Origin of the sequence: Actinomadura formosensis, assembly GCF_050948385.1 — a bacterium.
Classification (GTDB): Bacteria; Actinomycetota; Actinomycetes; order Streptosporangiales; family Streptosporangiaceae; genus Spirillospora; species Spirillospora formosensis.
Genome location: NZ_CP192011.1, coordinates 3,479,038 through 3,501,916, shown reverse-complemented (window position 1 = coordinate 3,501,916; position 22,879 = coordinate 3,479,038). Strand labels below are relative to the sequence as shown.

The 22,879-nt window shown below is 74.6% G+C and carries 20 protein-coding genes and 1 pseudogene; 10 read left to right on the top strand and 11 right to left on the bottom strand.

From position 1 onward, the window contains the following. Positions 1-65: 65 nt before the first annotated feature. Complete coding sequence (locus tag ACQP1N_RS16465; RefSeq protein ID WP_433232330.1) at positions 66-1,493, top strand: APC family permease; 1,428 nt, start codon at positions 66-68, stop codon at positions 1,491-1,493. A 183-nt stretch (positions 1,494-1,676) separates the two neighbouring features. On the opposite strand, the gene ACQP1N_RS16460 is transcribed toward ACQP1N_RS16465, so the two are convergent. Next, positions 1,677-1,910: a GntR family transcriptional regulator gene (locus tag ACQP1N_RS16460; protein ID WP_433232327.1), complete on the bottom strand. Its 234-nt coding sequence runs from the start codon at positions 1,908-1,910 to the stop codon at positions 1,677-1,679. Here ACQP1N_RS16460 and ACQP1N_RS16455 point away from each other — a divergent pair. Continuing rightward, positions 1,897-2,322, top strand: a pseudogene (locus tag ACQP1N_RS16455) (IS630 family transposase); the annotation flags it as partial. The gene ACQP1N_RS16460 and the pseudogene ACQP1N_RS16455 sit on opposite strands and share 14 nt — an antisense overlap. A gap of 540 nt (positions 2,323-2,862) precedes the next feature. Here the strand turns inward: ACQP1N_RS16455 and ACQP1N_RS16450 are convergent. Next, positions 2,863-4,221, bottom strand: a complete 1,359-nt coding sequence (locus tag ACQP1N_RS16450; RefSeq protein WP_067805347.1) for an ABC1 kinase family protein — start codon at positions 4,219-4,221, stop codon at positions 2,863-2,865. Between the two features lie 214 nt (positions 4,222-4,435). Between ACQP1N_RS16450 and ACQP1N_RS16445 the strand changes: the two genes are divergently transcribed. Together ACQP1N_RS16445 and cphA are read left to right on the top strand one after the other, a co-directional pair. Continuing rightward, positions 4,436-5,269 carry a cyanophycinase gene (locus ACQP1N_RS16445; RefSeq protein WP_067805344.1) on the top strand — a complete coding sequence of 278 codons (834 nt, stop codon included), beginning with the start codon at positions 4,436-4,438 and terminating at the stop codon, positions 5,267-5,269. After that, positions 5,266-7,911, top strand: coding sequence for a cyanophycin synthetase (gene cphA / locus ACQP1N_RS16440; RefSeq protein ID WP_433232323.1), 2,646 nt, complete (start codon positions 5,266-5,268; stop codon positions 7,909-7,911). The genes ACQP1N_RS16445 and cphA overlap by 4 nt, the downstream gene beginning before the upstream one ends. On the opposite strand, the gene ACQP1N_RS16435 is transcribed toward cphA, so the two are convergent. The 4 genes from ACQP1N_RS16435 to ACQP1N_RS16420 form a co-directional block, all read right to left on the bottom strand. Beyond that, the gene (locus ACQP1N_RS16435) at positions 7,908-8,717 is read right to left on the bottom strand and encodes a phosphatase PAP2 family protein (protein WP_242609041.1); all 810 of its coding nucleotides are present in this window, start codon (positions 8,715-8,717) and stop codon (positions 7,908-7,910) included. The two genes, cphA and ACQP1N_RS16435, sit on opposite strands and share 4 nt — an antisense overlap. A gap of 247 nt (positions 8,718-8,964) precedes the next feature. Continuing rightward, positions 8,965-9,942, bottom strand: a complete 978-nt coding sequence (locus ACQP1N_RS16430) for a sigma-70 family RNA polymerase sigma factor (protein ID WP_067805367.1) — start codon at positions 9,940-9,942, stop codon at positions 8,965-8,967. Positions 9,943-10,094: 152 nt separating this feature from the next. Next, positions 10,095-11,162: a zinc-dependent alcohol dehydrogenase family protein gene (locus ACQP1N_RS16425; RefSeq protein WP_067805341.1), complete on the bottom strand. Its 1,068-nt coding sequence runs from the start codon at positions 11,160-11,162 to the stop codon at positions 10,095-10,097. Positions 11,163-11,175: 13 nt separating this feature from the next. Beyond that, positions 11,176-11,673 carry an XdhC family protein gene (locus ACQP1N_RS16420; RefSeq protein ID WP_067805339.1) on the bottom strand — a complete coding sequence of 166 codons (498 nt, stop codon included), beginning with the start codon at positions 11,671-11,673 and terminating at the stop codon, positions 11,176-11,178. A 156-nt stretch (positions 11,674-11,829) separates the two neighbouring features. On the opposite strand from ACQP1N_RS16420, the gene ACQP1N_RS16415 reads away from it, so the two are divergent. Beyond that, positions 11,830-12,384, top strand: coding sequence for a universal stress protein (locus ACQP1N_RS16415; RefSeq protein ID WP_067805336.1), 555 nt, complete (start codon positions 11,830-11,832; stop codon positions 12,382-12,384). A gap of 44 nt (positions 12,385-12,428) precedes the next feature. Next, positions 12,429-13,268, top strand: a complete 840-nt coding sequence (locus tag ACQP1N_RS16410) for a 1-aminocyclopropane-1-carboxylate deaminase/D-cysteine desulfhydrase (protein WP_433232317.1) — start codon at positions 12,429-12,431, stop codon at positions 13,266-13,268. Positions 13,269-13,305: 37 nt separating this feature from the next. On the opposite strand, the gene ACQP1N_RS16405 is transcribed toward ACQP1N_RS16410, so the two are convergent. From ACQP1N_RS16405 to ACQP1N_RS16395, 3 genes are all read right to left on the bottom strand, one after another. Then, positions 13,306-14,379, bottom strand: coding sequence for an acyl-CoA dehydrogenase family protein (locus ACQP1N_RS16405; RefSeq protein WP_433232315.1), 1,074 nt, complete (start codon positions 14,377-14,379; stop codon positions 13,306-13,308). After that, on the bottom strand, positions 14,376-15,593 hold the full coding sequence (locus ACQP1N_RS16400) for an acyl-CoA dehydrogenase family protein (RefSeq protein WP_433232313.1): 1,218 nt from the start codon (positions 15,591-15,593) through the stop codon (positions 14,376-14,378). Before ACQP1N_RS16400 ends, ACQP1N_RS16405 begins: the two co-directional genes overlap by 4 nt. 87 nt (positions 15,594-15,680) lie before the next feature. After that, complete coding sequence (locus ACQP1N_RS16395; protein WP_433232311.1) at positions 15,681-16,091, bottom strand: nuclear transport factor 2 family protein; 411 nt, start codon at positions 16,089-16,091, stop codon at positions 15,681-15,683. Positions 16,092-16,171: 80 nt separating this feature from the next. Here ACQP1N_RS16395 and ACQP1N_RS16390 point away from each other — a divergent pair, with 80 nt between their 5' ends. Further along, positions 16,172-16,765 carry a TetR/AcrR family transcriptional regulator gene (locus ACQP1N_RS16390; RefSeq protein ID WP_433232309.1) on the top strand — a complete coding sequence of 198 codons (594 nt, stop codon included), beginning with the start codon at positions 16,172-16,174 and terminating at the stop codon, positions 16,763-16,765. A gap of 48 nt (positions 16,766-16,813) precedes the next feature. Here ACQP1N_RS16390 and ACQP1N_RS16385 read toward each other — a convergent pair whose 3' ends face one another. Next, positions 16,814-18,823 (bottom strand): HelD family protein, encoded by a 2,010-nt coding sequence (locus ACQP1N_RS16385; protein WP_433232306.1) that lies wholly within the window; start codon positions 18,821-18,823, stop codon positions 16,814-16,816. A 156-nt stretch (positions 18,824-18,979) separates the two neighbouring features. Here ACQP1N_RS16385 and ACQP1N_RS16380 point away from each other — a divergent pair, with 156 nt between their 5' ends. The 3 genes from ACQP1N_RS16380 (at position 18,980) to ACQP1N_RS16370 (ending at position 21,409) form a co-directional block, all read left to right on the top strand. Next, positions 18,980-19,783, top strand: coding sequence for an SDR family NAD(P)-dependent oxidoreductase (locus ACQP1N_RS16380; protein WP_433232303.1), 804 nt, complete (start codon positions 18,980-18,982; stop codon positions 19,781-19,783). Between the two features lie 145 nt (positions 19,784-19,928). Next, entirely contained in the window at positions 19,929-20,738 is an 810-nt protein-coding gene (locus ACQP1N_RS16375) for an ATP-binding cassette domain-containing protein (protein WP_433232300.1), read from the top strand. 104 nt (positions 20,739-20,842) lie between these two features. Beyond that, positions 20,843-21,409 (top strand): TetR family transcriptional regulator, encoded by a 567-nt coding sequence (locus ACQP1N_RS16370; protein ID WP_067800275.1) that lies wholly within the window; start codon positions 20,843-20,845, stop codon positions 21,407-21,409. Between the two features lie 3 nt (positions 21,410-21,412). On the opposite strand, the gene ACQP1N_RS16365 is transcribed toward ACQP1N_RS16370, so the two are convergent. Next, a complete protein-coding gene (locus ACQP1N_RS16365; protein WP_433232296.1) occupies positions 21,413-22,846 on the bottom strand; it encodes an aldehyde dehydrogenase family protein in 1,434 nt (477 codons plus the stop codon). Between the last annotated feature and the right edge of the window lie 33 nt (positions 22,847-22,879).

The window sequence follows — 22,879 nt, the reverse complement described above, 5'->3', positions numbered from 1 at the left end:
CAGGCAACCTGTAACGAAACAAATATGTACGCCCACAAGCTCACAAGCCGCTGAGGAGGCAAGTCGTGCGTCGGAATCTCACCTTGTGGGGGGCGCTCGGGCTATCCCTCGCCATCACCGCCCCCACCCTGGCCATGGGTCTCAACGGCGCGTTGCCCGCGAAGCTCGCGGGCTCCGCAGTACCTTTGGTGTTCCTCATCGGCTTCGTCGGTGTGGCGGCGGTGATGTACGGGTTCGTCCGGCTCACCCGCTACTTCAACCACGCGGGCTCGGTGTACGCGCTGGCCGGGGTGACGATGGGGCCGCGGGCCGGCTTCTTCGGCGGGTTCGCGCTCCTCGGCGTCTACACCGCCCTCGCGATCAGCACCTTGGGGTCGACGGCCCAGTTCACGAAGGTGTTCCTCGCCGACGCCGGGGTCCATCTCGACATCCCCTGGCCGGTCATCGCGCTGGCGACACTCGCGTTCGCGACCTATCTGGCCACCATGGACACCCGCAACGCGACCCGCGTGCTGCTGACCATCGAGTCCATCGGCATCGTGCTCATGCTGGTGATCGTGGTGGTGGTGTTCGCCAAGCTCGCGGGGGGAGACGCGCCGCGCGGGCAGACCTTCAGCTCCGACGTGCTCGTGCCGAGCGGAGTCTCCTTCGGCGCGATCATGGCGGCCACGGTCTACGCCTTCCTGTCCTTCGCCGGCATCGAGGGCGCGGCGGCTCTCGGCGAGGAGACCCGTGACCCTCGGCGCAACATCCCGCGCTCGATCATCGGCGCGGTGCTGTTGACCGGCGTGCTGTACTTCGTGGTGATGCTGGCCCAGACGCTCGGCTTCGGCACGGACGCGGCCGGGGTGAAGGCGTTCGGTGAATCCGGCGCGCCACTCGCGGACGTCGCCAAGTCCTACGCCGGAAGTACCGTCGCCACCGCGTTCTCCGGCGCCGCGACCGTGAGTTCGTTCGCGGCGGCGCTGGGGTGCGTGACCGCGGCGAGCCGGATCCTGTTCGCGCTCGGCCGCGACGGCTTCGGGTTCGCCGCCTGGGGCCGGGAACCCCGGCGCGGCGGCACACCGATCCCGGCACTGCTCACGGTCGCGGCCGTGTCCGTGGTGGCCACGCTCGCCCACGCGATCGCCGGTACCTCGCCGTTCGACATGTACTTCTACTGGGCCACGCTCGGCGTGATCGGCCTGCTGGTCGTGTACGCGGTGACGAGCCTCGGCGCGCTGCGGTACCTGTTCACCCGCGGGCTGGCCCCGCGCTGGGAGGCGGTGATCCCGGTCGTGGCGGTCGCCTATCTGGCCTACGTGTTCTACAAGCAGGTGTGGCCGGTCCCCGACCCGCCGTACAACCTGTTCCCCTACATCGTCGCGGCGTGGCTGCTCGCCGGGGTCGCGATGATCGTGTTCCGCCCGGAGCTGACCCGGCGCATCGGCGAGGGCTTCGAACGCGCCGAGGGCCTGCTGGACGACGAACCCAAGGCCCCGTCGAACACCTGACCGCCCGCGCCGCCCCGCACCCTACCTGTCAGCGTGGCCCCACCGTGCTATCGCCGGGTGGGGCCACGCCCACAGGCGAGGTACAGCGGCGCACGGCCACTCGGACGCGGGACCCGGACGACGGGACGGTCCGGGCCATCCTCACACGTGAGGTGCAGCGGCGCGCGCATCCGCGAACGTCCGTCATCGGATGCGGGTGGCTCCGACGACTCCCCGTCTAACTACAGCGCCAGTGTTCCGGGGCGCTGACGTAGGTGCCCTTGTGGCTTGTGTCCATACATAGCCCTCCGCGCGGAGTACGGCCATGGCCAGGGCCACCGTGCGGTTCGCGACGTGGAACTCGGCGGCGAGTTCGAGCTGGGACGGAAGGCGGTTGTCCGGAAGGTATTCGCCTCGTGTGATGCGGTCGCGGATCATGCTGGCGTGCGCGGACGGCAAGAGCAACATCGACATCGCCGCCGAGCTGCGGGTGCACCGCGACACCGTGTCCAAGTGGCGCAACCGGTTCGCCGCGCTGCGGCTGGAGGGACTGATGGACGAGGCCCGGCCGGGCCGGCCGCCGTCGATCACCCTTGACCAGGTGGAACAGGTGGTGGTGACTTTGGAGGAGACACCTCGCAACGCCACGCACTGGTCGCGGGCCTCGATGGCCGAGCGTACCGGCCTGTCGAAGTCGACGATCGGACGGATCTGGCGGGACTTCGGGCTCAAACCGCACCGCACCGGCACCTTCAAGCCGTCCACCGACCCGCTGCTGGCGGAGAAGGTCGTCGACATCATCGGGCTCTATCACGACCCGCCTGAGAAGGCGGTGGTGCTGTGCACCGACCGGGGACGCGCGGGGCGGCAAGCGGCGCAAGGGCTGCGTCGTGGGTTGGCCAGCGGGTTGGCTGGTGGGCCGGCGCGGGGGCGGTCTGGGGTCTGGTCCCGGGGACCGAGCGGAGCCGAGGGTGGTCGTCTAGAAGCCGGACGGCCTGGGCGGCCTGCCCGCTTGGAGCGCGTTGGGCGCAGGCCGCGGCGGTGACGGTGAACAATGGCGCCGACCAGGAAGGGCGTCGCAGTGCCTGCCTGGCGAAGACCACGTCCTGTTCGGCGGCGGGGGCGAAGAGCCTGGCGCCTGCTACTGGGATGGGACGCTCGGGCAGCAGCCGGGCCAGGAGTTTGCGCACCCGGCTGCCGATCAGCGTCACGGTGCACACCCCTGGCCACGCGGCGCTGACCAGTTCGGCGACGTCGGGGATCTTGGCTGCGTGCATCGCGACCGCCAGTACCCCGGTGGTGCGTGCCGGATCGGCCAGCGACTGGGCGAGCTGGTGATGTTCGTGCTCGTCCCCCATGGCGATCAGCTGCCCGGGTGGCAGATGTAAGGTCAGGCGGTGGCCCGGGACTGGTCGTCCAGGTCCGGGCCGTCGCCGGCGGAGAAGCCGGGAAGCCAGCGTTCGGCTTCGGCACGGAAGGGGCCCTCGGCCTCCAGCTGGCAGAGGACGCCGCCGCAGCCGGACAGGGCGCGGCTGACGGCGAGGTACTGAGGCGGCATGCGGAACTGGCGGGCGAGCGCGCCGGGACGCATGTCGGAGGCGTGGCCGAGGCCGCGGGCGGTCTGCTCGCGGAGCCATGCGCGGGAGTAGCGGAAGCGTTCCACGGCGAAGGGCGCGGCGTGCGGCGCGACGAGATCGGCGACCTCGTCCGGGTCCACCTCGGCCTCCGGGGCGAGGAAGCCCTCCTCGCAGAGGGCGTCGACGATCGCGTCGGGGTCGCCGAGCGTGCCGATGCGGGTCAGGCGGCCGATCGACCACTGCAGCTCCGCCGGGACGCGGGCGGCGCCGCCGAAGTCCATGACGCCGAGGCGGCCGTCGTCCAGCAGCCGGAAGTTGCCCGGATGCGGATCGATGTGGATCATCTCGCAGCGGGCCGGGCCGGACAGCAGGAAGCGGAACAGCAGCAGTCCCGCCCGATCGCGCCGGTCCTGGTCGCCCTCGGCGATGACCTTGGCGAGCGGGGTGCCGTCCAGCCACTCGGTGACGAGCACGTTGCCGGACTGGGCGACGACGGCGGGGACGGCGAAGTCGGGGTCGCCGGCGTAGGCGTCGTGGAAGGCGGTCTGCGCGCGGGCCTCGTCGAGGTAGTCGAGTTCCTTCTCCAGGCGCCGCTTCAGGTCGGCGATGACCGGCTTGACCTCGACGCCCGGGAACAGCGGGGTGAAGAGCCTGCTGAGGCGGGAGATCTGGTTGAAGTCGCTCATCAGGGCCTGGGCGGCGCCGGGGTACTGGACCTTGACCGCGACGGTGCGGCCGTCGTGCCAGACGGCCTTGTGGACCTGCCCGATGGACGCGGCGGCGGCCGGGCGGTCGTCGAACTCGGCGAAGTGCTCGCGCCAGTCCTCCCCCAGCCCCTCGGCGAGGACCTTGTGGGTGGTGGCGGCGGGCATGGGCGGCGCCGACTCCTGCAGGCGGGTCAGGCTGGCGCGGAACGGCCCGGCGATCTCCTCGGGCAGCCCCGCCTCGAAGATCGACAGTAGCTGGCCGACCTTCATCGCGCCGCCCTTCAGCTCGCCGAGCACGGCGAACAGCTGCTCGGCGGTGCGGCGCTGGACCTCCAGCGCGACGGCCTCGGCGGGGCGGCCGAACGTCCGCTTGCCGAACCCGAGGGCGGTGCGCCCGGCGAAGCCCAGCGGAAGGGTCGCCAGCTTGGCGGTGCGCGTCACCGCGCGGCGGGGAATGTCACTCACGGCCCGGCCGTCCCTTTTTCGACGATGCGTCCAATGCAGTCAGCCTCTCATGACGGGTGAATGCCACGAAAAGGTCATTCCCCGTTCAGGATTCAGCGTTCCGCCGAGCCGGAAGATTCCCGGCACCGGTCCCGCACGGCCGCGGCGGCGGACCCGGCCATGGCTCTTCGCGATCCTGTGACTACATAGCGTGATCAAAGGGTAGCTAGCCGATGTGAAGGACAAGAGCGGGAGTGCCGGACGCAAGGGCCGGCTGCTGATCATCGGTGGGGCGGAGAACCGGACCTGCGGGTCGGGGCCGCTGGAGACGTTCGTCGAGCTGTCCGGCGCCGAGGACGCGCGGATCGTGGTGGTGACGACGGCGACGGAGGTGCCGGAGGAGGTCGCCGAGGAGTACACGGCCGTGTTCGGGCGGCTCGGCGTGCCGTCGGTGCGGGAACTGCGGCTGCTCGGCCGGGCCGCGGCCGACGACGCGGCGACGCTGCGGGCGCTGGAGTCGGCGACCGGCGTGCTGTTCAGCGGCGGCGACCAGTCGCGGATCCGGACGCTGGTGGGGTCCAGGACCAACGAGCTGCTGAAGCGGCGGCTGGACCAGGAGGGCCTGGTCATCGCCGGGACGAGCGCCGGCGCGACCGCGATGGGCCACTGGATGATCCTGGGCGGGCACGGCCACGAGGTCGCCGCGTCCAGCGTGAAGGTCGGTCCGGGGCTCGGGCTGCTCGGCAACGTGCTGATCGACATGCATTTCAACGAGCGCGGCCGGCTGCCGAGGCTGATGAGCGGCATAGCGCTGGACACGCGCCTGCTGGGGGTCGGCATAGACGAGGACACGGCGATCGTGGTGGGCGACGGCCATTTCGAGGTCGTCGGCACGGGGGTGGTCACGGTCGTGGACGCCGGGCAGTCCACCATCGCCTACGCCGCGTCGGACGACGAGCCGATGGCGATGTTCGACGTTTCGCTGCACCTGCTGCCCGCCGGCTGCACGTTCCAGATGAACGACAAGCTGCCCGCGATCGGCACCATGCGCGGCCCGGAGGGGGAATGACCGTGCGGCTCGATCATGTGCGCCGCCTGAGCGGCCCGAACATCTATCTGTCCCGTCCCGTCGCGATCGCGCGGCTCGACCTGCAGGGCCTGACCGGTCACGAGACGACCGACCATCCCGGTTTCGCCGAGCGGCTGGCGGCGGCGCTGCCCGGACTGGCCGGGCATCACTGCTCGGCGGGCCGTCCCGGCGGGCTGCTGGAGGCGATGGCGCGCGGCACCTATTTCGGCCATGTCACCGAGCACGTCACGCTGGAGCTGTCCGGGTCGATCGGCCGTGAGGTGTTCTTCGGACGCACCGTCCGGGCGGGCGGGCCCGGCGAGTACGACGTGATCCTGGAGTGCCCGCGGCACGAGCCGGCGGGCAGCACGGTGGTGGAGCGGCTGATCTCGCTCGCCGTGCGGATGGTCGGCGGCGCGCTGGCCGGGGCGGTGCCCGACCTGTCGGAGGACCTGGCCGGGGTCGCCGCCGCGCACGAGGCGGAGCGGCTCGGGGTGAGCACGGCGGCGCTGGCGCGGGCGGCGCGCGAACGCGGCATCCCGGTCCGCCGGGTGGACGACCTCAACCTGCTGCGGCTCGGGTACGGGCGGTACCGGCGGACGGTGTGGGCGGCGATGACGGACGCGACGTCGGCGGTCGGGATGGAGGTCGCGGGCGACAAGCGGCTCACGCACCGGGTGCTGGCGGACGCGGGCGTCCCCGTGCCCGAGGGGCGGGTGGCGGCGTCGCCGGCGCAGGCGCTGGAGGCGCTGCGCGACATCGGCGGCCCGGTGGTCGTCAAGCCGCTCGCCGGTCACCAGGGCGAGAACGTCCACATCGAGCTGACCGCGCCGCCGGAGGTGGTGGCGGCGTTCGCGGCAGCGGCCGGGGACGCGGGCGAGGTCCTCGTCGAGCCCTACATCCCGGGCACGGACTACCGGGTCCTGGTCGTCGGCGGGCGGGTCGCGGCGGCGGCCGAGCTGACCGCCGCATGCGTGACCGGCGACGGGACGTCCACGGTCGCGGAGCTGGTGGAGCGGGTCAACGCCGACCCGGCGCGCGGCGAGGGACACGACCGGCCGCTGACCCGGCTGGCGCTGGGGCCCCCGGAACTGGCGCTGCTGGCGCGGCAGGGGCACGGCCCGGCATCGGTGCCCGGCGGCGGGGAGCGGGTGTGGCTGCGCCGCAACGCGAACCTGTCCACCGGCGGCACCAGCCGGGACGTGACGGACGACGTCCACGCCGAGGTCGCCGCGATGTGCGTGCGGGCCGCCGCGGCCGTCGGCATGGACGTCTGCGGCATCGACCTGCGGCTGCCCGACATCGCCGCACCGCCGCCCGCCGAGCGCGGCGCCGCCGGCGTCCTGGAGGTCAACGCCGCGCCCGGCCTGCGCATGCACCTGGCGCCGCACGAGGGCACGGGACGCGACGTCGCCGGCGGCATCATCGACCTGATGTACCCGGCGGGGACGCCGTCCCGGGTGCCGGTCGTGTCGGTGACGGGCACCAACGGCAAGACCACGACCGTCCGGATGATCGCGCACATGCTGGAGCTGGACGGCCGCCGGACCGGCGTGACCGGCACCGAGGGCGTGTACGCCGGCGGGCGGCTCGTGCACAAATCGGACGCGTCCGGGCCCCGCTCGGCGGAGATGGTGCTCGGCGACCGGTCGGTGGAGGCGGCCGTGCTGGAGACCGCGCGGGGCGGGATCGTCCGGCGCGGCCTCGGCTACGACCGGGCCGACGTCGCGGTCGTCACCAACGTCACCCGCGATCACCTCGGCACGGACGGCGCCGAGTCCCTGGACGACCTGCTCGACATCAAGGCGCTGGTCGCCGAGGAGATCCGGCGGGGCGGGCACGTCGTCCTCAACGCCGAGGACGGGGCATCGGCGAGCCTGGCCGGACGGCGGGCGGTGCGGCGGCGTGAACCCGTGCTCCGGTTCTTCTCGCTCTCCCCGGATGCCCCCGTCCTCGTGGATCACCTGCGCAGCGGCGGCGTGGGCTACTGCCTGGCGGACGGCTGGCTGACCGAGGCGCGCGGCGACCGCAGGACCCGCATCCTGCCGGCCGGGGAGGTGGCGGGCGCGTTCGGCGGGCACGCCGTCCACGTCATCGCGAACGCGCTGGCCGCGTCCGCCGCCGCCCGCGCGCTCGACGTCCCGGTCGCCGTCCTGGCGCGGGCGCTGCGCACGTTCGACCCGCACACCCGCAACCCGGGCCGGGGCTGCGTGTACCGGGTGGGGTCCAACCCGGTGCTGGTCGACTACGCGCACAACCCGGCGGCGGTCGCGGCGATGGGCGCGTTCATGGAGCGGCGCTGGGGCCGCGGGGGCGTCGCCGCGGTGACGCTGCCGGGCGACCGGTCCGACGAACTGGTCGGCGAGACGGCACGGGCCCTCGCCGCGACGTTCGACCGCGTCGTCGTCTACGAGGACGAGGACCTGCGCGGCCGCCGCTCCGGCGAGATGACCCGGCTGATCGTCCACGGGCTGCGGGAGGGCCGCCCGGACGTGCGCCCGCACCCGGCGGGCGACCTGAAGGGGGCGCTGACGTCGGCGCTGGACATCGCCGGCCCGGACGAGCCCGTCCTGCTGCTGTACGAGAAGCTGCAGCCGGTCACCGAACTGCTGGAGACGCTGGGCGCACGGCCGGCCGGCTAGCCGGGGGTTTCGGCCGGCAGGTCCGCGGGCGGACGCAGGAGCAGGACGCTGATCGACAGCAGGCCGAGGACCACGATGCCGTCCAGCCAGTAGTGGTTGGCGGTGCCCACCACGACCGCGATCGTCGTGACCGGGTGCAGGAGCCACAGCCAGCGCAGCCGCGTCCGGGACGTGACGATCAGGCCGAGCGCGATGACGGCCGCCCACCCGATGTGCAGGGACGGCATGGCCGCGTACTGGTTGGCGACCACGTCGGCCTGGGGCGGCCCGTACACGGCCGGGCCGAACCGCGCGGCGGTGTCGACGAGCCCGGTCGCGGGCATCATCCGCGGCGGGGCCAGCGGGACGAGCAGGTGCAGGACGAACGCGACGGCGGTCAGCGCCACCATGACCCGGCGGACCCACCGGTAGTGGACGGGTCGCCGCAGGTAGATCCAGAGCAGGAACGCCACCGTCGCCGGGAAGTGCACGTACGCGTAGTAGCCGTTGGCGGCGTGCACGAGGACCTGGCTCTGCAGCAGGCCCTGCTGGACGCCGGTCTCGCTCGGCAGGTCGAGGAGGCGTTCCAGATGCCACACGCGCCGGGCGTTGTCGAACGCCTCCGCGACCCGGCCGTCCGCCACCAGCCGGCCGAGCTTGTAGAGCACGAACAGCACGATGACCAGCAGCAGCTCGCGGACGGGCCGGGGCCGCCCGCCGGGCTGCCCCGCGTCCGGCCGCGCGGTGCCGGGCGCACCCCGCCGCCCCGGACGGCGCAGGCGCGTCAGGGCCCCGTCCGGCCGGGGCGGTCGGTCGAGGAGGCTCACATCGCTGTCCTTCGGTCGTTCGGGCCCGGGCGGCCGCACGGGGAACCGGCGCCGCGGGGCGGGTTCCCGCTCCCCGCGTGCCCTCCGGCGTCGCCGGGCGAGTGCAGAAGCCTCTCACCTTCCGCGCCCGCATGGGGAATCACGCGCGCCGGCGGCGCCGGGCGGCCACCACGCGGCCGCCCCGGCAGGGCCATGATCGCGGCGCGGGCCGCCGCGGGCGGGACGCCTCCGGGTGCCGGGAGGCCGGTCAGAGGTGCCCGGCCAGCCCGAACAGCGGGAACAGGCTCGTGTCGAAGAAGACCGAGACGTGCGCGATGCCGTCCCCGGTGACGCTCAGCACCTGGAGCTGGTAGGCGCGGTGCACGCCCTCCTCGTCGCGCTTGTAGAGCCCGAACGCCGGCTGCGCGTTGGCGGCCGCGGGGACCATCCTGATGTCGCCCGGGAGGGGGCCGCACTGGGCGAGGATGAGCCGCACGACGTCGTCGGCGCCGACGAACCATTCGGGGAACGGCGGCATCTCCCAGACGACGTCCTTCTTGAACAGCTCGATGAGGCCGGTGATGTCGGCGTCCTCGAAGGCCTTCGCGTAGCGGTCCAGCAGGTCACGCTGGCGGGGGTCGGTCGGCTCGGTCAGCTCGTCCCGCAGGGGCGCGTCCCGCTCCAGCTGGGCCCGTGCCCGCTGCAGCGCGCTGTTGACCGCGGCGGTGGAGGTGCCGAGCAGCTCGGCGACCTCGGCCGCCCGCCACTTCAGGACGTCCCGCAGGATGAGCACGACGCGCTGCCTGGCGGGCAGGTGCTGCAGCGCCGCCACGAACGCCAGCCGGGTGCTCTCCCGCGCCGCGATGATCGTGGCGGGGTCGGCGGCGTCGGCGCCGAGCACGGTGTCGGGCGCCGGTTCCAGCCACGGGACCTCGGGTGAGGCGACCACGGGCCGCTCCGGCTCGTCGCTCGGCGCGCCCAGCCCCGACGGCATCGGCCGCTTGCCGCGCTGGTCGATCGCGGTGAGGCACACGTTGGTGGCGATCCGGTACAGCCAGGTGCGCAGCGACGACCGGCCCTCGAAGTCGCCGTAGGAGCGCCACGCCCGCAGGTAGGTCTCCTGCACCAGGTCCTCGGCGTCGTGGATGGAGCCGAGCATCCGGTAGCAGTGCGCCAGCAGCTCGCGCCGGTACGGATCGGCGAGTTCCTGGAAATCGCGGTCTGACTCGATGATGTCGTTCGCCATGGTGGTGGTCACCTTCGTTCGGCTGCATCGCCCGGACAACGCGGCCGACGGCCCCGTCTCTTCCGACCGTAGGCGACCCCACCGACAGAACAGGAGCGACGCACTCATCCCATGCCCGCCCCGCCGGCCGAGCAGGGGTTCCGGCGGCGCCGTCACGTCCCCGGCGAGGATTTCGATCCGCCCCGCCGGTGAGGTTCGATCATGGTGATGCCGGGTCCGGTCATCCCGGTGAGGGCGGCGGGCGCGTCGTCGAGTGTCAGGACGCGGGTGACCAGCAGGTCGGGGCGCAGCGTCCCGGCGCGCACCAGCTCCATCATCGGCCCGTAGGCGTGCGCGGCCATCCCGTGGCTGCCGGCGATCTCCAGCTCCCAGGCGATGACCCGGTCCATCGGCAGCCCGGCGCGGCCCGCGCCGGGCGGCAGCAGCCCGACCTGGACGTGCCGGCCGCGGCGGCGCAGCGACTCGATCGAGGCGCGGGCGGTCGCCGGGCTGCCGAGCGCGTCCAGCGAGACGTGCGCGCCGCCGCGGCTGGCGTCGCGGACGGCCCCGGCGACATCGTCGTGGCCGGCCGCGTCGACGACGGCGGACGCGCCGCAGCGCCGCGCCAGCTCCAGCGCCTGCGGCGAGACGTCCACCGCGACGACCCGGGCGCCGGCCGCCGCGGCGATCATGACGGCGGACAGGCCCACGCCGCCGCAGCCGTGCACGGCGGCCCACTGGCCCGCGGCGATCCCGCCCTGCGCCGTGACGGCCCGGAACGCGGTGGCGAACCGGCAGCCGAGCGCGGCGGCGGTGGTGTACGACATCTCGTCCGGCAGGCCGACGAGGTTGACGTCGGCGTTGTCGATGGCGACGTAGTCGGCGAACGACCCCCAGTGGGTGAAGCCCGGCTGGGTCTGCGCCTCGCACACCTGCTGGTCTCCGGCCGCGCAGGACGGGCAGCGGCCGCACGCGCACACGAACGGGACGGTCACCCGGTCGCCGGGACGGTACCGGGTCACGCCGGCGCCGGCCTCCTCGACCGTCCCGGCCAGCTCGTGCCCGGGGACGTGCGGGAAGACCCGGATGTCGGGGTCGTGGCCCTGCCAGCCGTGCCAGTCGCTCCGGCAGACGCCGGTGGCCTCGACCCGGATCACCGCGCCGCCCGCGGGGACCGGCGGGCCGGGCAGCTCCCGCACGCCGGGCGGCGCCCCGAAGGCGTCGTAGGCGACCGCTCGCACCGGACGGCCCGCGTCAGAACTCGAAGCCGCCGGGGCGGCCGTTGCGGTCGGCGATCAGGCCGGCGAGCGCGGCGATGGCGATCTCGGCCGGGGACCTGGAGCCGATGTTCAGGCCGATGGGACGGTGCACCCGCGCGATGTCGCTCGCGGGGACGCCGAGTTCGGTGAGCGCCGGGATGTGCGGTGCGGGATGCCGCGGGTTTCCCATGACGCCGACCCAGCGGACGGGCTGCGTCAGGACGTCGCGCAGGACGGGCCCCAGCTCGGGGCGGTGGTGGTCGGTGACGACGACGTCGGCGGTGCCGTCGAGGGGCGGCAGGTCGGCCGTCCCGCCGCGGTCCTTGTCGGGGTCGACGAGGAACGTCCGGTAGCCGAGGTCGGCGCCGTAGCGCAGCAGATGCTCCGCGACGGGGCCGGCGAACACCGCGACCAGCGTGCGCTCCACCGGCTCGGGCGGGACGTCGCCGTGCGCGACGGCGCAGGAAGGGTCACTCTCGTGCGGTGCGGCCATACCCGGAGTCTGCCGCGTGCGGCGGTGGCCGGTCCAGCGGCCACGCTTCATCGCAAACCGGTGTTTCCCGAATGTGGCACTCCCCGTACCGGGCGGGTATGCCTAAACTGCTGGCACCCGGCGGTCCGCCGGCGTCCGCGCGGCACAGGAGGGATCGTGATCGCGAGACCGGAGGGCGGCCCCCGCGTCGTGGTGGGGGTGGACGACTCCGCGGGCGCCCGCTGCGCGCTCTCCTGGGCGATCGGCGCGGCGCGGCTGCGCCGGCTGCCGCTGCTCGTCGTGCACGCCGCGCCGCTGCCGCCGCACGTGTCGGCGGCCGGGCAGCTCGGCTGCGGCGTCACCGAGGCGCTGCGCGGCTCCGGCGCCGAGCTCATCGCACGGCTGCTGGCCGAGGTGAGCGGCGGCCCGCCGGACGGCGTGCGGATGTCCGCGCTGGCCCTGGTCGGCGAGCCGGGCGCCACGCTGGTGCGGCTGGCGGGCGACGACGACATCCTGGTCGTCGGGCGCGGGTCGCGCGGCCCCCTGTCCCGGCTGCTGCGGCCGTCGGTCCGGCTGCACTGCGCCCGGCGGGCGAGCGCGACGCTGGTGTGCGTCCAGCCGCCCTCGTTCGACACGCTGCTGGAGGGCCTGACCGCCCGGGACACCTCGCCCGAGCACGTCATGGGCTCGCGTTTCCGCAGGTTGGGGCGGCGGCTGCGGCTCCCGCTCTGACCGGCCCGCTCCCCCGGCGGCGGCCCGCATAGGATGATGCCGCGATGACGTCCCCCGTGGTGGAGCTGGCCGACGAGCGCGCGGCCCGCCGGGGCCTGCGGTTGTTCCTGAAGCGGGACGACCTGATCCATCCGGAGCTGCCGGGCAACAAGTGGCGCAAGCTCCGGCACAACATCGAGCCGGCCCGCCGGCAGGGAACGCTCCTGACGTTCGGCGGCGCCTACTCCAACCACATCCGCGCCGCGGCGGCGGCCGGGAAGATCTTCGGGTTCGCCACCATCGGCGTGATCCGGGGGGAGGAGCACCGGCCGCTGAACGATTCGCTGGCCTTCGCCGAGCGGATGGGCATGCGCCTCACCTACCTGGACCGCGCCGCTTACCGGCGCAAGCACGAGCCGGACGTCCGCGCCGCCCTGCGCGAGCGGTTCGGCGATTTCTATCTGCTGCCGGAGGGCGGCAGCAACGCGCTGGCCGTCAAGGGGTGCGCGGAACTGGGCGCGGAGGTGCCGGGGTTCGACGTTGTCTGCTGTCCATGCGGGACGGGCGGGACGCTCGCGGGCCTGGCGGCGGGCCTGGCCCCGCATCAGCGCGCTCTCGGGTTCTCCGTGCTGAAGGGCGACTTCATGGAGGGCGAGGTAGAGCGGCTCCAGCGCGCGGCCTACGGCGGCCGGCGGGGAACCTGGCGTGTCGAAGGCGGATTCCATTTCGGTGGCTACGCCAAGCGCACCCCGGAACTGGACGCGTTCATCGCTGATTTCGCCGGACGGCACGGCATCGTCCTCGACGGGATCTACACGGCGAAGATGATGTTCGGCGTGCTCGCGCTGGCCGGGCGCGGCGCGTTCCCGGAGGGCACGCGGATCCTGGCCGTCATCACCGGTTAGCCGGGCGGCCCCGCACGCGGGGCCGCCCGGCCGGGCGTCAGGCCGGGGGCAGGTCGACCAGGGCCGCGAGCACGGCGCGGTGGTGGCCGGCGGTACCGAGGGCGATGGAGTCGGCCTTCGCGCGTTTCAGGTAGAGGTGCGCGGGGTGCTCCCAGGTGAAGCCGATGCCGCCGTGCATCTGCACGCACTCCTCGGCCGCCTTGAGCGCGACGGCCGAGCAGTGCGCCTGCGCGACGGCCGCCGCGATCGGCAGGTCCCCGTCGGCGGCGGCCGCGCAGGAAGCGGCGTGGCGGGCCACGGCGCGGGCCTGGGTGATGGACGTCCACAGGTCGGCGAGGCGGTGCTTGAGTCCCTGGTAGGAGCCGACCGGGCGGCCGAACTGGTACCGGGTCTTCAGGTGGGCGACCGTGTCGTCCAGGCAGCGTTCGGCGAGGCCGAGCTGCTCGGACGCCAGCATCGCCGCACCGGTCAGCAGGGCCGCGCGGACCGCCTCCGTCCCGTCCGCGACGCGCCGGGCGGATGCGCCGGAGAAAACGACGTCGGCGAGCCGCCGGGGCATGTCGAGCGAGGTCACGGCGGTGCGGCGGGCGCCGGCGGCGTCCACCGCGTAGAGCCCACCGGGCGCCGGGACGAGGAACACGTCGGCGGCCATGCCGTCGGCGACGCTGGTGACCTCGCCGGTCAGCGTCCCGTCCGGCGCCCGGACGGTGGGCGTCACCGGGCCGGGCCCGGTGCTGAACGGGACGGCCAGGACGGCGATCTTCTCCCCCGCGGCCACCTCGGCGAGCAGTTCCCGCTCCCCGGCGGCCAGCAGCGCGGCCGTCGCGATCACCGAGCTGGTCAGGAACGGGACGGGCGCGGCGAAGCGCCCCAGCTCCTCCAGCACGACGGCCGTCTCGCGCCAGGTCGCGCCCGCGCCGCCGAGGTCCTCGGGGACGGGCAGGCCCGCGCAGCCGAGCCGGCCGGCGACGGCGTGCCACAGCGCCGCGTCGTACGGCTCGTCCTTCTCGGTGCCGGCGAGGACCGACGTCCAGGGCGCCTTGTCCGCCAGGAGTTCGCGGAGGCTCCCGCGAAGATCGGTCTCGATCTCGCTGTACAGCAGGTCGCTCATCGGGGCAGGTCCTTCCACGCCGCGTCCTTGTCGACGCGGATCTCACCGGGCAGGCCGAGGACGCGCTCGGCGATGATGTTGCGCAGGATCTCCGAGGTGCCGCCCTCGATGGAGTTCCCCTTGGCGCGCAGGTAGCGGTAGCCGGGCGAGCGGCGGGTGAAGTCGACCTCGGTGGGGCGGCGCATCGTCCAGTCGTCGTAGCGCAGGCCGTCCTCGCCGAGCAGTTCCAGCTCCAGGCCGGAGACCCGCTGGTTGAGCTCGGCGAAGGCGAGCTTGGCGCCCGAGCCCTCCGGCCCGGGCCGCCCGGCGGTGAGCTGCTGGCGCAGCCGCTCCCCGGTGAGCCGGGCCGCCTCCGTCTCGACCCACGCCCGCAGTAGCGCGTCGTGGAGGCCGGGGGTGCGCAGTTCGGGACGGTCCCGCCACAGCGCGGCGACGACGCCGATCATGCCGCTCTCGCGGGGCGCGCCGGCACCGCCGATCGCGACCCGTTCGTTCATCAGCGTCGTGGTGGCGACCTGCCAGCCCTGCCCGACCTCGCCGAGCCGGTGCGCGTCGGGGATGCGGACGTCGGTGAGGAACACCTCGTTGAACTCGGCCTCGCCGGTGAGCTGCCGCAGCGGCCGGACCTCGACGCCCGGCGCGGTCATGTCGCACACGAAGTACGTCATGCCGCGGTGCTTGGGAACGTCCGGGTCGGTGCGGGTGACGAGGATCGCCCAGCGCGCCTCGTGGGCCATGGACGTCCAGACCTTCTGGCCGTTGATCACCCAGGCGTCGCCGTCGCGGACGGCGCGGGTGGCGAGCGCGGCCAGGTCGGAGCCGGCGCCCGGCTCGCTGAACAGCTGGCACCATGGTTCCTCGCCCGTCCACAGCGGACGCAGGAAGCGGCGCTTCTGCTCGCCGGTGCCGAACGCGAGGATCGTCGGCGCGGCCATGCCGAGCCCGATGCCGTTGCGCTCGGGATGGTTGGTCGGCGCGCCCGCCTCGGCGAACCGGCGGTCGACGGCGGGCTGCAGGGCGCGCGGGGCGCCGAGCCCGCCGAGCCCCTCGGGGTAGTGGACCCAGGCGAGGCCCGCGTCGAACCGGGCGCGCAGGAACTCCAGGGGATCCATGGCCGCGGGGTCGTGGGCGGCGAGGAACTCGCCGACTCGCCGGTCCAGCTCATCGACGTCGGGCGGTGCTGTGCTCACAGGACGAACCTCCGCGCGGGGCATGGGCGGCGGCCGGCCGCCCAAAGGAACATACCAACCGGTCGGCATGACCGTCCGGACTGGAAACCGCCGGGGCGGCCCCCGGCGGGATCACGCGATCGCCTCCTCGAACGCGCTGTGGTGGGCGTAGTCGCGGGACTCCACGATGTGCCCGTTGCGGACGCGCAGGACGAAGATGTTGGGCACGACGAACTCGCGCCCCGTCCCGGTGTTGCGTCCCGCGTACTCGAACTCCGCGATGATCACCTCGGGGTCGGCGGTCTCGTGGACGACGACGTTGCGGGCCGCCATCTCCACCGACAGGGTCTCCAGGCGGGCGAAGTTGCGGGCGAAGTGCTCGCGCAGCGCCGCACGGCCCTCCAGCCGCGAGGCGGGCTCGGCGAACGGGTGCACGACCACCGCGTCCTCCGCGTACAACTGCGGCAGCACCTCGAGCCGCCGCGCGGTCACCCCGTCGATCAGCCGCTGGAAGACGGCGCGGGGGCTGGCGAACTCGGACATGGCTCTCCCCTACAATCGGAGTTTGGACTCCGGATGAGAAAATATGGAGTCCAGACTCCACTTGTCAACGGAAGGCCGCGATGACATCACCCGCGCCCGGCAGGCCGCCGCGCGCCGACGCCCTGCGCAACCGCGCCAAGGTGCTCGCCGCCGCCGAGGAGGTCTTCGCCGTCCAGGGGACCTCGGCCTCGACCGAGGAGGTCGCGCGGAAGGCGGGGGTCGGGATCGGCACGGTGTTCCGGCACTTCCCGACCAAGGAGTCGCTGCTGGAGGCCGTGCTGGTCGCGCTGCTGGAGCGGCTGGCGGGCGAGGCGGAGGAGCTGTGCTCGGCCGCCGATCCGGGCGAGGCGTTCTTCGGGTTCTTCTCCAGGGTGGTCGCGCAGTCGGCGGCCAAGCAGGCCGTCACCGAGGCGCTGGCCGAGGCGGGCATCGACGCTCGCGGCGCCACCGGACGCGCCGGGCCCGGCCTGAAGGCGGCCCTCGGCACCCTGCTCGCACGGGCGCAGAAGGCGGGCGCGGTCCGCGCCGACGTCGGCCCGGCCGAGGTGATGGGGCTGCTGGCCGGCATGGCGTACGCGGCCGGACGCGCCGGGGCCCGCGAGGACGTCCTGCGGATCGCCTTCGACGGGCTGCGCCCGCGCACCCGCCCGGAGCGGGCCGCCGCGCGCGGGTAGCGGGCCGCCGCGCGCGGGTGGCGGGCCGCCGCGCGCGGGTAGCGGGCGTCAGGCCGCCAGTTCCCCCGGGAGGTCGTCGCGGTGCAGGACCGTCAGGGAGGTGACCGCGCGGGTCAGCACGACGTACAGCCGGGCGAGGCCGCGCGCCTCGGCGGCGGCGATGGCGGCGGGCTCGGCGACGATCACGTGGTCGTACTCCAGGCCCTTCGCCAGGGTCGCGGGGATGACGAGCAGCCGGGCGGTCCCGCCGGACCCGGGGCCGAGGACCTCGTGGTCCAGCCCGGCCGCCGCCAGCGCCGCCGCGTGCGCGCCGGCCTCGGCGTCCGGCACGATCAGCCCGACCGACCCCGGGCGGGCGAGGGTCTCACGGACGGTCTCGACGGTGGCGGGGAGCAGCTCGGCGACACGCCGCACCTCCAGCGCGCCGGCGCCCGGGCGCAGCGAACGCGGCCGTTCCAGGCCGGGGGCGACGTGCGGGAGCAGGCGGGCGGCGTAGTCCAGGACGGTCCCCGGGACGCGGAAGCCGAGGGTCAGCTCGGTGACCTCCCCGTCCTGCCCGAGATGGGCGAGGACCTCCTTCCATGAGCGGGCCGACCAGGCGGTCGTGCCCTGGGCGAGGTCGCCGAGGACGGTCGCCGACCCCGTCCCGCAGCGGCGGCCCAGCGCCCGGAGCTGCATCGCCGAGAGGTCCTGCGCCTCGTCCACGACCAGGTGGCCGAGCGAGGCGGTGCGCTCGATGAGGTCGTTCAGCTCGTCGAGGAGGGCGCGGTCGGCGGCGCTCCACCCGGCCGACCGGTGCGACCGCGGCGCCTTGGCCCACAGGATCGCGGCCTGCTCGTCCTCGTCCAGGACGCCCCTGGCCGCCCCGCGCAGGAAATCGGCGTCCGACAGCAGCCGGTGCAGCACCTGTTCGGCGGTCACCTTCGGCCACACCGCGTCGAGCACCTGCTTGACCGGGCGGCTCCGCGCGACCTGGTCCTGGACACGGTCGTCGGGCGCCTCGCCGCGCCGTTCCATCAGCACCAGGATCCGGTGGGCGAGCCGCTGCGCGAACGCGGCACGGCCGGCGCCGTAACGGGTCGTCTCGCGCAGCCCGGCGGCGATCTCGCGGACCTCGTGGCCGGCGAGCCGGTAACGGGCCGAGCCGCGGGTGACGACCAGCCCCTCCTCGGGTTTGCGGACGTGCAGCCACAGCGCCTTGCGGAGGACGTCCGCCATCCGCGCGTCGCCCTTGGCCGCCGCCACCGCCGCCGGCTCCTCCCCCAGCGGCGCGCCGAGCAGGTCGTCGATCGTGGCCTGCTCCACCCGGACCTCGCCGAGCGCGGGCAGCACCGCCGAGATGTAGGCGAGGAACGCCCGGTTCGGCCCGACGATCAGCACGCCGGAGCGCGACAGCCGCTCCCGGTGCGTGAACAGCAGGTAGGCGGCGCGGTGCAGGCCGACGGCCGTCTTGCCGGTGCCGGGCGCACCCTGCACGCAGACCGTGCTGGGCAGGTCGGCGCGGACGATCACGTCCTGCTCGGGCTGGATGGTGGCGACGATGTCGCGCATCGGGCCGGTCCGGGGACGTTCGATCTCCTCGGTGAGGATCCTGGACGGGCCGACGCCCGCGCCGTCGAGGGGCTCGTCCTCGAACGCGGTCAGCTCACCGCCCCGGAAGCCGAAGCGCCGCCGCAGCCGCCAGCCCATCGGGTCGGCGGGCCCGGCCTGGTAGAACGCCCGGGACACGGGGGCGCGCCAGTCGAGGACGAGCGGGCGTCCCTCGTCGCCGTCGTGGACGTGCCGCCGCCCCACGTACATGATCGCGGGCAGGTCGGGGCCGCCCGCGCCGCCGCGGTCCATCCGGCCGAAGAACAGCGGGGTGCCCGAGTGGTCGGCGAGGGCCGCGACCCGCCGGTCGAGCAGCGCCTCCAGGTACTGCCGGGACACCCGGTCGGCGGCGGCGTCGGCGGACAGGCTCTCGGCGTGCTCGCGCATCCGGCGCAGGGCGGCACGGGACTCGGCCAGGTGGGCGCGTTCGGCGGCGAGTATCTCCGATTCGTCGGGTTCGGCGGGCATGCGGGCAGACCTCCGGCGGTGAGGAGGGGCAAGGGGAAACCCACGACCTTACCGAGCCGGGAAAATCGGCGCCCGCGATTTTCTCCGGCGCCGGACCCGCCCGCGGACGGTGCTTCGCCTTGCCGGGCGGGACCGCCCTGTGTGACGTTGGTACGCATGGTGACTCTGAGTGGACGGTCCGCGTTGGTCACGGGAGCCTCCGCGGGCATCGGGGCGGTCGTCGCGGAGGCGCTCGCCGCCGCGGGCGCCCGGGTCGGGCTGGTGGCGCGGCGCGAGGACCGGCTCGACGAGGTCCTCAAGCGGTGCCGCCGGCACTCCCCCGGCTCGGCGATGTGGGCGGCGGACCTCGGCGACCTCGACGGGGTCGGCGCGCTGGCGGCGGCCGTGGAGCGCGAGTTCGGCGGCGTGGACGTGCTGGTGAACAACGCGGGGATGCCGAAGCGGCGCCGCGTCCAGGATCTGTCGCCCGCCGACGCCGAGGAGGTGATGCGGCTGAACTACGCCTCCCCGGTGCGGCTCACGCTCGCGCTGCTGCCCGGGATGATCGCGCGGGGGCACGGGCATCTGATCGCGATCGGGTCGGTCGCGGCCCGGCTCGGCCCGCCGCACGAGGCCGCCTACGCGGCGTCCAAGGCGGCGCTCACCGCGTTCTGGGAGAGCATGACGGTCGACCTGGACGGCACGGGCGTCCACGCCCACGTGATCCAGCCCGCGCTCATCTCCGGCACCGAACTGTTCACGCTGCCGGACAACGAGCCGCCGCTCAGCGACCTGTCCGACGCGCTGCCGCCGCGGGAGGTCGCCGACGCCGTCCTGGAGGTCCTGGAGAGCACCCGGTTCGAGCGGTACGTGCCGGGCTGGTTCGACGAGATGGCCTCCGGCAAGGCCGCCGACGTGGACGCGTTCATCACCGGTGTGAAGGAATGGACCCGCGACCGGCTGGAGCCGCCCACGCTCTGAGCCCGCGGATCCCGGCCGGGAGGCCGCCCCGAGGGGATTGCCGCCTCCGCCGCGCGTCAGTAGGGTGAGCCTCCGCCGGTGATCCACATCACAGTGAGCCGCGAGGTGGCGGATGGCTGCTCCAGGGGGCCTTCGGGTCCGTGACGTGACGGTCCGGTTCGGCGGGCTGACGGCCGTGGACGGCGCCGGGTTCACCGCCCCGTCCGGCGCGGTCACCGGGCTGGTCGGCCCGGACGGCGCCGGCAAGACGACACTGTGCGACGTGATCGTCGGGGCGCGGCGCCCGGCGGCGGGCACCGTCCACCTCGGCGACGCCGACCTGACCGGCAGCGCCGCGCGGGAGCGGGCCCGGCGCGGCATCGTCCGCGCGCCGCAGCGGCCGGGCGGGTCCGGGTCGCCGACCGTCCGGGAGGCGGTGCGGGCCGCCGCCGCCAAGCACGCGATGACGCGGGAGTACCCGGGGCGGACGGCGCGGGACCGGTGGCGGCTGCGCCGCGACGCCCGGCGCAACGCGGGCCGGCGCGCCGACGAGGCCCTCGCCCGGGTCGGTATCGAGGAGTACGCGGAGCAGTGCGTGCGGACGGCGCCGGCCGCCGTCGCGCTGCTCACCGGCCTGGCGCGCGCTCTCACCGCCGAGCCGGCCGTGCTGCTGCTGGACGAGCCGTGGGCGGGCCTGCCGGTGCGGCGCGCCCGCGCGCTGGAGGTGCTGCTGCGCGACCTGGCCGCCGACGGCCTGGCGGTACTGGTGGCCGAGCGGGAACTGGACCCGGTGCTGGGCGTCTGCGACGTCCTGCACGTCCTGGACGGCGGCAGGATGATCGCGGCGGGCGCGCCCGCGGAGGTCCGCGCCGATCCCCGGGTGCGGGAGGTCTACCGCGCCGGCCAGGCCGGCACCACGTGCCGATCCATGGCCGGGGCCGGTCCCCGGCGGGCGGGGCCGCCGCGGGCATCGTGATGATCCGGCGGCGCGTGCCGGCGGCACCCGGCGGCGCGATGGCCGGACGGGCGGAGCACAGGCGATAATGGGGGCCCGACCAGCACCCGGAGGAACGACGACACATGGGCACCGCCGGACGTCCCGTGCGCGAGTCCCTGCTCGACGCCGCCGCCGGCCTGCTCGTGGAGCGCGGCTACCGGGCCCTGCGCATGCGGGACGTCGCGGAGGCCGCCGGGGTGAGCCGGCAGACCGTCTACAACGAGTTCGGCGACAAGTGGGGTCTCGCCCAGGCGGTCGTGGTCCGCGACAACGAGCGCTATCTGGACGGCATCGACACGGTGCTGTCCGAGCACGACGACGTGTACTCCGCGGTGGTCGCGGCGGTGACCTACACCCTGCAGACGTCCGCGGACGACCAGCTGAAGAAGGCGGTGCTGACCGGCGCGGGCGGCGAGGAGATGCTCCCGCTGCTCACCACCCAGGCCGAGCCGGTGCTGTTCACCGCGAGCGCCCGCATCGCCGAGCACGCGCTGCGGCAGTGGCCCCACCTGGACCGCGACGCGCTCACCGAGGTCGCCGACGCGGCGGTGCGGCTGACGATGAGCCACATCATGCTGCCCTCCGGGCCATCGGAGACGTTCGCGCACTTCGTCGCCCGGCTGGTGACCCGCTACCTGGCCGTCCCCTGACCGTCACGGGACGGCGCTCTGGACATGGACGACCTTGACGGCCGTCATCTCGTCCAGCAGTTCGGGCCCGTAGCCGAAGCCGTGGCCGCTGGCGCGGCGCGGCGTGGCGGCACCGCCGGGGGCGCCGCCGAACACCGCGTTGATCTTCACAGTGCCGGTGTCCAGCGTGCGCCAGGCCGCCTGCGCGTGGGCCATGTCGCGGGTGAGGACGGTCGCGGCGAGGCCGTAGCGGGAGCGGCGCGCGGCGTTCAGGGCCTGCTCGAACGATGCCACGGTGCGGACGGGCGCGACGGGCCCGAACACCTCCTCGGTCATGATCGGCATGTGGTCGGTGCAGTGGGCGAGGACGGTGGCCGGGTAGAACGAGCCGGGCCCGGCGGGGATCTCCGCGCCGGCGAGGGGGCGCGCGCCGTCCGCGATCGCCTTCTCGACGTGCTGGTGGACGTGGGTGCGGTGGCGTTCGTCGACCAGCGGGCCGAGCTCGGTGGTCACGTCCGCGCCGGGCCCCATCCGCAGGTTCCGGGCGCGCTCGGCGAGCGCATCCAGGAACGCACCGGCGATGGCCTCGTGCACGTAGACGCGTTCGACCGAGGTGCAGATCTGGCCGGCGTTGGCGAAGCACCCGATGGCGGCCTGGCCGGCGGCCCAGGAGGGGTCGACGCCGGCGTCCACGATCAGCGGGTCGGAGCCTCCGTTCTCCAGCAGGGTCTTGGCGCCCGTGCGGAGGGCGAGCTCGGCGATGCGGCGGCCCGTGGCGGTGGAGCCGACGTGGGCGACGACGTCCGCGACCGGGTGGCCGGCGAGGACCTCCCCCGTCTCACCGCCGCCGGTGACCATGTTCAGGACGCCGCCGGGCAGGCATCCGGCCAGCAGTTCGGCGAGCAGGGCGCCGGTGTGCGGGGCCCGCTCGGACGGCTTGTGCACGACGGTGTTGCCGGTCACCAGGGCGGCGCCGATGAGGCCGCAGGCGATCGCGACCGGGTCGTTCCACGGCGTGATCACCGCGACGACGCCGCGCGGCTCGCGGACCGTGAAGTCGGCTGCGCCCCAGCCGCCCTGCAGGCTGCGCCCGCCGTGCAGGGGCCCCAGTTCGGCGTACCGGCGCAGCGCGGCCATGCCGGCCTCGACGCCGCCGAGCGCGTCGCCGGTCGGCTTGCCCATCTCGGCGGTCACCAGCGCGGCCAGCTCGTCCAGGCGCCCCTCCACCGCCCGGGCGGCGGCGTGCAGGGCCGCGCCCCGCTCGGCGGCCGGGGTGGACGCCCAGCCGGGCGCGGCGTCGCGGGCCGCGGCCATGGCCGTGTCCACGTCCGCCGGGGTCGAGACGGCCACCACCCCCAGCGGCTCGCCCGTCGCCGGGTCGGTCATCGTGAACACGTCCTCCCCGGTGCCCTGGCTCCACCGTCCACCGGCCAGCATCCATCTGTCCCGCGGCCGCATGGCGCTCCCCCTCCCGTGTCGGTGTCCGTCCGG